Annotated in this window: 12 protein-coding genes; 2 read left to right on the top strand and 10 right to left on the bottom strand. The window is 46.7% G+C overall.

What is annotated here, in order from left to right:
- The 10 genes from BUB92_RS08330 to BUB92_RS08280 form a co-directional block, all read right to left on the bottom strand.
- Positions 1-119, bottom strand: a 119-nt coding sequence (locus BUB92_RS08330) for a MerR family DNA-binding transcriptional regulator (protein WP_143156907.1), incomplete at its 3' end; no start/stop codon positions are given.
- 106 nt (positions 120-225) lie between these two features.
- The gene (locus tag BUB92_RS08325) at positions 226-732 is read right to left on the bottom strand and encodes a flagellar protein FlgN (protein ID WP_073092761.1); all 507 of its coding nucleotides are present in this window, start codon (positions 730-732) and stop codon (positions 226-228) included.
- Positions 733-749: 17 nt separating this feature from the next.
- Complete coding sequence (gene flgM / locus BUB92_RS08320; protein WP_073092771.1) at positions 750-1,046, bottom strand: flagellar biosynthesis anti-sigma factor FlgM; 297 nt, start codon at positions 1,044-1,046, stop codon at positions 750-752.
- Between the two features lie 157 nt (positions 1,047-1,203).
- Positions 1,204-1,623 (bottom strand): TIGR03826 family flagellar region protein, encoded by a 420-nt coding sequence (locus tag BUB92_RS08315; protein ID WP_200774232.1) that lies wholly within the window; start codon positions 1,621-1,623, stop codon positions 1,204-1,206.
- Between the two features lie 48 nt (positions 1,624-1,671).
- The gene (locus BUB92_RS08310) at positions 1,672-2,391 is read right to left on the bottom strand and encodes a ComF family protein (RefSeq protein ID WP_084728424.1); all 720 of its coding nucleotides are present in this window, start codon (positions 2,389-2,391) and stop codon (positions 1,672-1,674) included.
- 343 nt (positions 2,392-2,734) lie between these two features.
- Positions 2,735-3,328, bottom strand: coding sequence for a response regulator transcription factor (locus BUB92_RS08305; RefSeq protein WP_242939030.1), 594 nt, complete (start codon positions 3,326-3,328; stop codon positions 2,735-2,737).
- Between the two features lie 37 nt (positions 3,329-3,365).
- The gene (locus BUB92_RS08300; protein WP_073092754.1) at positions 3,366-4,790 is read right to left on the bottom strand and encodes a phosphoglucomutase/phosphomannomutase family protein; all 1,425 of its coding nucleotides are present in this window, start codon (positions 4,788-4,790) and stop codon (positions 3,366-3,368) included.
- A 276-nt stretch (positions 4,791-5,066) separates the two neighbouring features.
- Positions 5,067-5,279, bottom strand: a complete 213-nt coding sequence (locus BUB92_RS08295; RefSeq protein ID WP_073092752.1) for a hypothetical protein — start codon at positions 5,277-5,279, stop codon at positions 5,067-5,069.
- A gap of 80 nt (positions 5,280-5,359) precedes the next feature.
- The gene (gene wecB, locus BUB92_RS08290; protein ID WP_073092766.1) at positions 5,360-6,472 is read right to left on the bottom strand and encodes a non-hydrolyzing UDP-N-acetylglucosamine 2-epimerase; all 1,113 of its coding nucleotides are present in this window, start codon (positions 6,470-6,472) and stop codon (positions 5,360-5,362) included.
- Between the two features lie 399 nt (positions 6,473-6,871).
- Positions 6,872-7,279 carry a hypothetical protein gene (locus BUB92_RS08280; protein WP_073092746.1) on the bottom strand — a complete coding sequence of 136 codons (408 nt, stop codon included), beginning with the start codon at positions 7,277-7,279 and terminating at the stop codon, positions 6,872-6,874.
- A gap of 288 nt (positions 7,280-7,567) precedes the next feature.
- Here BUB92_RS08280 and BUB92_RS08275 point away from each other — a divergent pair, with 288 nt between their 5' ends.
- Together BUB92_RS08275 and BUB92_RS08270 are read left to right on the top strand one after the other, a co-directional pair.
- Positions 7,568-7,984 carry a 4Fe-4S binding protein gene (locus tag BUB92_RS08275; protein WP_073092743.1) on the top strand — a complete coding sequence of 139 codons (417 nt, stop codon included), beginning with the start codon at positions 7,568-7,570 and terminating at the stop codon, positions 7,982-7,984.
- Positions 7,977-9,731, top strand: a complete 1,755-nt coding sequence (locus BUB92_RS08270) for an aldehyde ferredoxin oxidoreductase N-terminal domain-containing protein (RefSeq protein ID WP_073092740.1) — start codon at positions 7,977-7,979, stop codon at positions 9,729-9,731. Before BUB92_RS08275 ends, BUB92_RS08270 begins: the two co-directional genes overlap by 8 nt.
- Positions 9,732-9,964: the final 233 nt, after the last annotated feature.

Below are 9,964 nucleotides of genomic sequence, written 5' to 3'. Positions count from 1 at the left end.
CTGAACCCAGATGGAGCAATATAAGCTGGCTTTAAAACTCCTTTCTTGTCCCAGTTTCTTAATGTTTGTTCTGTCTTTCCTATTAATTGGGCAAATTGCCCAATGCTGTAATATTTCACAAAAATCACCTCTATACACAGATTAGCAAAAATTATAAATTGTGTATAGAGTTTTTAAAAATTTTATAAATTTAATTCAACTGTTTCTAGCCTCCAGCCTTTTATACTAAACCCTTTTATCGATAAGATTTATCCGCTTAAAAGCAGTCTCTGCCTTCTTGTCATCCTTGGCATAAATCCCCGGCCTATCACCTTCCAGCAAAGCCTGCACCGTTTCGATATACTGCAAAGCCTGCTCAATAAGCTCATTATTATGCTGGTTAAGATACTGCAGGAAACTTACCCCAGAGGCCAGTTCTTCCACCGCCTCGACCAGTGACGGGTAAAAAAAAGGAAAAGAAGCTTTTACCTCCTCCAAAAGCCTTTGCGCCTTAAGCTCTTCCCCCTCGATTCCCAGGTAAGCTGCCAGTTTTTCCTGCAGAGAAATCCTCTCCTCTTCCCAGCGATTAAGGTTGGTCAAAAGCAGGTTTTCTTTAGGCAGCAGCTTATCCAGCTCCTTTATGTTATCGCCAATAATATATTCCTGCTTTAACTTTCCGCAGTCGATCAAAGCCCTTATTATCTCCGTCTCCTTTTGTATAACCTGTATGAGCCTGTTTAATACATCTTCCACCTGGCAATTCCTCCATTTTAAATCAGCTTATCCACAATTGCCCTTGCAATCATCTTTTCCGCCACTTCTCCTGCTTCTAGCGTATAAGTGCCGGCAGCTATCCTTTCCCGCAGCTCTTCCACCTTGTCGGCCCTTATATCCGGTTCCTGTTTTACCGCTTTTAAAACCTGCTGTTTAAGCCGGCTTTCCTCGGAAATCGATATACTGTCCTGCTTTGCCGGCCCTTTAACCCCTTCTTTTTTCTGCACCTTATGGTTATTCTGGCTGCCATAGGCCTTCAGTATATTCTGAATCTGGCTTTTGGAGATAATCATCGTATTTCTTCCCTTCCTTATTTTAAGTCTTATTATATTTTCGCATAAAAAAAGAAGAATATTAAGCCGGTAAAACAAAATTTTAGCTTAATATCTTCTTTTTTCTCATTATTGCTCTGTTTTTAAGGCCCAAAAACCAGCCGGTTAAAGCTGCCCCTCATTCTCTTTTCAAATAACTGTCTTTAGTGAACATCCGCTCTTTTGAATCAGTCTTTATTTCCGGTTTTTTAACCCCGCTATCCTTAACTACGCTTTTAATCTGGCTTTCCAGTTCCTTTAAGCACTGCGGGCAGTATCTGCCGGCCGTAATCTTTCGGCCACACCTTTCACACTCCAGAGCTGCTACCAGGCCTTTAGACTGCAGCCTGCCCTCCCGGAGATACTGCAGAATCTTCTCTTCTTCCACTCCCGTAGCCTCCGATACTTCAAAAATAGTAGCTCCGGGATTATCCCGCACATATCTCCTTACTAGCAGATACTCATTTTCATCTTCTTCCTGACATCTTTTGCACAGGTTGCGTCCCTGATAGGCAAAAAGCCTTCCACACCGGGGGCAGTTGCGAAGTTCAGCCATCATAAACCCTCCCTTACCGGCTAAATATCCTCTCCCCGTCAAATAGCCAAATCAGAAGCCATGTCCGGTAGCCCAGGTAATAACTGCTACCCTTGCCGCTCCTGCCTCTAAAAGGGTTCTTGTGCATTCCCGGCTGGTCGATCCTGTCGTATATACATCATCAACCAGTAATATATTTTTTCGATAGATTTTCTCTTTATCCTGCACCTTAAAGGCAAAAAGGAGATTTTTTTCCCTTTCCTCCTTGGAAAGCTCGCGCTGGGGAGGAGTCTCCTTCACCCTTATCAATACCTTATCTTCCATCTTTATCTTAAGCTTTTTGCCGATAACCCGGGCCAGCTCCGCTGTCTGGTTAAATCCCCGCTGCTGTATATGCCCTCGGGAAGCTGGTACGGGAATTATAAGGTCGATAGGAAAAAAACGCGGCTCCTTTTCCACTACTTCTGCCATCATACTTCCCATCACCACCGCCAGGTTCTTTTTCCCCAGAAACTTTAAAACCTTTATGGCAATGCGGCAGGAATCCTCATAGGGCCCTACCGCCCGGGCAATGGCAAAAGGCGGCTCTTTTTCCAGGCAGTCCCGGCACAGGAACTTGTCCTCATCTATCACTTTGCCGCACCGGTCGCAGATATGCATCTTTTCATGCATAGAGCGTATAGCCTCTGCACACTCATCGCACCAGGGCCTGGTTGTGCTGTACCTTCCCGGCTTCTGGCAGAGGCTGCATCTATCCATAGGGAAAATAATATCCAGCAAAAAATTAAGCACTTCTTTTACCCCACCCCAAAACTTTACAGTATATACTATTCATATCTGTATAAACCTGTTACCCAACAGCCAAGATAATAACTTATTATAACATAATCCGTCAAAAATTTGAAAGAAAAAGGCAATTTAAGCCCTTTTTCAGCATCCCTTTTTCATCTTTTTCCCCTTTTTCTCCTCCACCAGATGCACACCCATGATAAGGGCCACCATCATAGCCAGCCAGATAACCAGGCAGAGCAGTTTGAGAAAAGTGAGCATAAAAAAACCTCCTCTCCGCCTCTCTGGTACATAAATATGCGAAAAGGAGACATGTCGATTACTGACATAATTTACAAAAGCAGGCTTAAACCAGGCCATTTTTCAGCGCATACAAAGCCGCCTGGGTTCTATCCCGCACTCCGAGCTTGCGGAAAATAGAAGTTAAATGATTCTTTACCGTCTTCTCGCTGATATCAAGCGCCTCCGCTATCTGCCGGTTATTCTTGCCCTGGGCAACAAAGGCCAGCACATCTTTTTCCCGCCGGGTAAGCTTTACTGCCGGCCTGCTCTTTGCCATTTCATCTTCCCCATCCTTTTCCCTCGCCTCTTTCACCACTTTATGTACTATATCTACTATCCCTTCATCCAGCACATTTTTGAACAGGCAGACACAGGCTCCGGCCTTTAGCATCTCCTCAGCTTCATCTTCCAGCACCGCCAGCCCTATTACCCTGGTTTCCGGCAATTCCCGCAGGATCACCCGGGTAGCCCACATGCCGTCCGTGCCCGGCATATTGGCATCCATAATAACAACCTCCGGCTTCATCTTGCGGGCCATATTTATAGCTCCCTGTCCATCGCCGGCTTCAGGCAAAAGTTCAATCCCCGGATCAGACCCCAGAAGCTTCTTGAGCTTTTCCCGCACCCCGGAAGTATCATCAGCTATAACCACCCTCACCTTATCCAACTTTACGCCTCCTTGCCCCCTAAAATATTTAAAAAAACTCTATCTCCAGGGCTTTTAAAACTTCTTCCTCTATCTTTGCCATCTTTTCCTCCTCAGCAGTTTCCAGATAAATCCTGAAAAGCGGCTCCGTACCTGATGCCCTTACCAGAAACCAGCTGCCATCTTCCAGCACCACTTTCTTGCCATCTACGGTATTTATGCTTTCCACCTTTATATCAGCCACCGTCTTGGGTGTATACTCCGCCAGCCTGGTTATTATCTGCGCCTTCTCATGTTCCTTAACCTTTATATCAATCCTTCGGCTTACAAGCATCCCATATTCCTTCTCCACTTCCGCCTTAAGCTGGGATACTGTTTTGCCTGATGCAGCCAGCATCTCCGCCGCCAGAAGACAGGCCAGTATCCCGTCTTTTTCCGGCACATGGCCAAAAATGCTTAGCCCCCCGCTTTCTTCCCCTCCTAAAAGGCAACCTTTTTCCCGCAGGCACTCGCCGATATACTTAAAGCCCACCGGGGTTTCTATAACTGCCAGGCCAAACCGTTTGGCAATCCGGTCCAGCATATGGGTAGTCGCCACCGTTCTGGCAATCGGCCCCTTATAAGAGCGGGTTTTTAAAAGGTGAAGGAGCAGAAGGTACATAAGCTGATTGGCCGTAACAAACTGTCCTTCATTATCTACTACCCCAAAGCGGTCAGCATCGCCGTCTAAGGCCAAACCTACATCAGCTTCATAAGCAGCTACCGCTCGTTTCAGGCTTCCCAGCATGCGGTCTATCGGCTCCGGCATCGAGCCGCCAAAAAGCGGGTCCCGGTAATTATTTACCGTCCGCACCTCACATCCCAATCCTTCCAGAATCCTGTCCAGATAGCCGATCCCGGCTCCGTACATAGGGTCAACTACCACCTTAAGCGGGCGGGAAAAACTTTCCTTATGAATCAAGCTTAAAACATGCTCCGCATAAGCATCTTCCATATCTATCTCCTGCCAGAGCTCCAGACGTTCGGCCTCCACGACGCTCAGCTCATAAACCTTGCCGGTCTCCAGCACTTTTTTAACCTGCTGTTCTATAACATCAGTAACATCAGGCATAGCCGGCCCGGCATATTCCGGTATAAACTTTATCCCATTATACTCAGGCGGATTATGGCTGGCCGTAATCATAACTGCTCCGGCCGCATCCAGAGCCCGAATGGCAAAAGCTGTAACCGGAGTAGGCATCGCCCTTTTCCCCATATACACCTTTATGCCATTACCGGCTAAAACCTTGCCGCATTCTAAGGCAAACCTTTCGGACATAAAGCGGTTGTCATAGCCTATGACAATCCCCTTTTTCGCCATATTGCGGCTGTTCACATAGGCGGCAATCCCCTGCGCCACCACCCGGCAGTTGGCAAAAGTAAAATCTTCCGCCATCACCGCTCGCCAGCCGTCGGTTCCAAACTTTATCACCATAAACCCTTTTCCTCCTCTTACATTTGGGGACGGTTCTAAATTTAAAAACTATTACGAATCGAAAAAGATTTTAATTTGGGGACGGTTCTTTTTTGAAAAACTATTTCGAATCGAATTATTTCCTTGCTCCGGTATTCTTAAATTTTATTTATCCGGAAAATAATATTGCTTCCATAAAATGGGGGCACGGTCACGCCAATGCGCGCAAGGTCTAGCTTCTGCGCTTCGCTGCAGCGACATCGTGCCATTCCAGATAAAATAAAACGACCCCCGGCCTTAACCACATGTCCCCTCCCCTTTGCCGGAAATACCCGGCACGCTTTCCTGCAGCCATTTAGAGAACCACTTATATTTATCTACCATTCCAGCCGCAGGAGCACACATAGAAGCCCTGCTTTTTACACTACCCGGCAGCCAGGCTATGCCGGAAAACAGTTTTAAAAAACTATCTCCCAGCCATTTACCTGTAAAAACAGCCTGTCTTCCCATCCTTTTATTTCTTCCTTTTCAGATTATACATATACAAATATACCTTATGTCAAATTCGCTCCCCAAAGCAAAAATCCTGCCTAACTAGCTCCTATCCTTACATATAAAAACTCTTTTATGACCTTGACAATCCTCCTGGCTGCCCTGCCATCCCCGTAAGGATTGACTGCCCGGGCCATCCTTTCATATTCTTCTTTATCGGTAAGCAACCGTTTAGCTTCAGCATAAATCTTTTCCCTTACCGTCCCTACCAGCTTGACGGTCCCAGCCTTAACCGCTTCCGGCCTTTCCGTCGTATCCCGGAGGACCAGAACCGGCTTGCCCAGAGACGGGGCTTCTTCCTGCAGCCCCCCGGAATCAGTCAGGACCAGATAAGATACATTCATGAGATTGGCAAAAGGCTCATAATCAAGCGGCTCCAGAAGATGAATCCGTTCTCTTCCTCCCAGCATTTCTTCCGCCAGATTTCTCACCACCGGATTCCTGTGTACCGGAAAAACTACTTCCACATCCGGGAACTCTTCCACCAGGTCGATTAAAGCCTGATATATACCTTTCATCCGCTCTCCCCAGTTCTCCCGGCGGTGGGTAGTCACTAGAAGAATGCGGTTATTAAAATTGACCCCTTTAAGCTCTTCGCCAAACTTGTAATCTTCCTTCACCGTAGCCAAAAGGGCGTCAATAACAGTATTCCCGGTTACCCAGATTTTAAAATTCGCTGTCGCCTCAGCCAGGAGATTTTCCCGGGCCGTATCCGTAGGTGCAAAATGGAGCTCAGCCAGCCTTCCCGCCAGAGTGCGGTTCATCTCTTCGGGAAAAGGCGAATACTTGTTGCGCGTCCTCAAGCCTGCCTCCACATGGCCAACCGGGATCTTCTCATAAAAAGCGGCCAGGGCAGCCGCAAAAGTAGTCGTAGTATCGCCATGCACCAGTACCAGATTAGGCTTCTCCTTCCTTAAAATATCCTTAAGCCCGTTTAGAACCCCAGTCGTTATACTGAAAAGGTCCTGTTCTTCCCGCATCAGATCAAGATCATAATCCGGCTTTATAGCAAAAAGGTGCAAAACCTGATCCAGCATCTCCCGATGCTGGGCCGTCACCACCACCACCGTATCCAGATCCTTCTCCTTCTTCAGCTCATTCACCACCGGAGCCATCTTAATCGCTTCCGGCCTGGTTCCAAAAACTACCATAACCTTGCCTAGATGTATCAAACCTCTTCCTCCTTTTTCATTTGGGGACGGTTCTTTTTTTAAAATCTATTACGATTCGTAAAAATCTTATGGGGCTGCCTGCCATATCCCAGCCCGTCTATTTTTCCCCTTGACCCAATTAAAATCATTCCCCGATTACGCATGGGGAGACGGTTTTTTCAACTATTACAATTCATGAAATCTTTATAAAGACACCAATCATAAGCCGCCACGCATCTATCTTCCATTTTTAGAATCAAATTTAGAATCAAAATCATCCCCGCGATAGGAACAAAATATTTCGTTTCGAAACACTTTTTAAAAAAAGAACCGTCCCCAATTTGAAATCTATTTCGATACGAAATATTTTGCATTTCGGAACCGTTCTCCATTCCCAACCTATTTCTTAAGCAGGGAAACCGGCAGTATATCAGTAATTTTAAAAACTAAACAGTTTTTGAGTGGAAAAGAAGCATACCTGGTCTTAAGAAGCCTTTCCTTTATCCTTTCATAGTATTCCCCTTCGGTATAATCACCTATCAGTTCGACATAAACCCTTATCCCATCCTTGCTCTTTTCCCCATCAGTCAATAATACCATAAAAACCCCTTTGCCCGTTTCCTTTAAATTAGCATATGTCCTGTCAGCTCCAAAACGTGCACAGATAACCGTTTCATCATCAATCATTTCCAGAACCGAAATCACCGCAATATTCACATTGTAATCCTTATCCACCGTACTTAAAGTGGTGGAGATATAGTTGGCATTCAAAAGCTCCCTCGCCTTTTCCACTAAAGCCTTATCCATCAAAATCCCCCCGTCTTGCCATTTTTCGCGCACCCCGGCTATTGTCTACTACTTTTAAAACAAGGCTATATTATAAAGAAATTTTTGTCAAGCCGCGAAACCGGGGAGGTTATCGGTTTTGAACATTTGCTCAATTTGAAAACTCTTGTATAAAACCTGTATAAAAATTCAGCTCTACCGGGCCTGATCCCCTCCTTTTTTGCCGTTTTCTTATCGCCCCAGTTGTAGTACAATACAGTAAAAGTTATTTTGGTCACAAAACATTCTGCAAAGAGGGGGTATTCTCACATGCCCAAAGTCCTAAAAACACAGGAAATGGAAAGATGCATCGGCTGCTACTCATGTATGCAGGCTTGTGCCCGTGAAGTATTCAAAACCTTCTCCCTGCAGTATGCCGCCATCCGCATAAAAACCCGCGGCGGCCTGCAGAGCAAGATGACAGCTGATATCTGCCGGGCCTGCTCCAATCCCCCCTGTTCCGAAAGCTGTCCTTTTGGCGCCTTAACTCCCCGCAGAGGAGGCGGGGTAAAATTTACTCCTTCCAAATGCAACGGATGCGAAAGCTGCATTCAGGCTTGTCCTATCGGCTATATAAAACTTAACCCTGCTACCGGAAAAATCATCATGTGCCTGCACTGCGGAATATGCGCCGACTACTGTCCCCATGAAATCATAAAGCTGGTGGAGGTGAAGGAAAATGCTTAACTCCCCTTTTATAAAGGTGCTCAAAATAGATTTAACTTCCCGCCGTTTCCAAATCGAAGAAAGAGAAGACCTTATACCCTATTTGGGCGGGGTAGGGGTGGCCATGAAACTCCTGGATGAAGAAATAGACTACAACCAGGACCCCTTAGATCCCTGTCAGCCCATAATATTTGCTATCGGCGCCCTTTCCACCATCTATCCGGTCATAACCAAAACCGTATGTGCTTTTTATTCACCGCTAACCGGCAACCTGGGCGAAAGCTATGCGGGGGGAAGGCTGGCTATGGCCCTTCTCTATTCCGGCTACCATGCCGTCATAATCAAAGGCCGGGCGGACAGACCCGTTTACATAACTATCGGGTCCCGTGATGTGCGCATAAAAAATGCCGATCCCCTGTGGGGAACGACAGTAGAAGAAGCTGGCCGCTACCTGCGGGAAAAAGAAGGAAAACGGGGGGTTCGCTCCATCCTGCGCATCGGGCCGGCCGGGGAAAAAATGGTGCGCTTTGCCGGCATAAATGTCGATACCTACCGGCATTTCGGCCGTTTAGGAGCAGGAGCCGTTTTTGGCAGCAAAAACCTGAAAGCGCTGGTAGTAAGCGGGGACAACTATTATCCTATTCCCGAACCGCACTTTAAAACCTACCGTCAGGTATACCGGGAAATATATAAGCAGGTTACCAGCACTGAAATCATGGAAAAATACCATGGCCTGGGGACTCCGGCTAATGTTCTGCCCCTTAATGACCTGAAGGCTCTGCCTACCCGCAACCTGACGGCCGGCAGTTTTGAATTTGCCGAAGAACTTTCGGGGGAAGCCTTTGCTGAAGAAACCCTGGTGCGCAAAATGGCCTGTGTCGGCTGTCCGGTAGGCTGTATCCACATCGGCCAGTATCGCACCATGTTTGACCAGTACAGCCATGAATACGCCTCCAATGCCTTAAGCTACGACTATGAACCTATTTATGCCCTGGGAAGCTTTATCGGCACCCGGACCAAAGCCGAATTCTTCCGCCTGCTCGAAAAAGTGGAAAACTACGGACTAGATGCCCTTTCCACCGGAGTTTTAATGGGCTGGATGACCGAAGCCTATCAAAACAGCCTGCTCAAAGAAGAAGAAATCGGAACCAGCCTCGATTTCGGCTATACCGAGGGCTATCTCAAGGTTATAGAAAATCTCATTCACAGCGAAAACGACCTTTACCAAACCTTGCGCCTGGGGGTAGAAGCTGCCGCCAGCCGCTACGGAGGTTTAGACTATGCCATGGCCCTGGGGAGACATGAAATGACCGGCTATCATACCGGCTATGGAGCCGTTCTGGGCCAGGCCGTAGGTGCCAGACACTCCCACCTGGACAATGCCGGCTATGCCGTAGACCAGAAATACAGCATTGAAGACCGAGATCAGTTTGTGGATGCCATATTCCATGAAGAAGTCATGCGCTGTCTCTTAAACAGCCTTATAATCTGCCTTTTTGCCCGCAATGTATATACCATGGAAACCATAGAAAAAGCCTTCCAGGCTATCGGGCGCAGCATAAGTAAGGAGGAGCTCTCCTCCACTTCCCGCCGCATACTTAAACTTAAACTGGAGATAAAAACCAAAATGGGCTTTGACTTTAGAAAACTTCGTTTCCCCCGCCGCTTTTTCGAAACCGAATACCACGGCGGCCGCATGGACCCACAGATAATGCAGGACCTCCTTAACCGCTACATCATGCGGGTAGAAAAGCTTATGCAGGAATAAATTTTCATTTGGGGACGGTTCTTTTTTTAAAATCTATTACGATTCGTAAAAACTCTCAAATACTCCTCCAATAATCCCCAATACTCTCTACCATCTCCCGACTATTCCGCCTCTTTCCAAAATCAAACCCATCCTCCACCCCAAACAAAATCTTTCGTTTCGAAACACTTTTTAAATTTGGAACCGTCCCCAATTTAAAATCTATTACGATTCGAAATATCCCCGATCTCCTC

Source organism: Thermosyntropha lipolytica DSM 11003, from assembly GCF_900129805.1.
Taxonomy (GTDB): domain Bacteria; phylum Bacillota; class Syntrophomonadia; order Syntrophomonadales; family Syntrophomonadaceae; genus Thermosyntropha; species Thermosyntropha lipolytica.
This window is presented reverse-complemented; position numbering and strand designations above follow the sequence as displayed.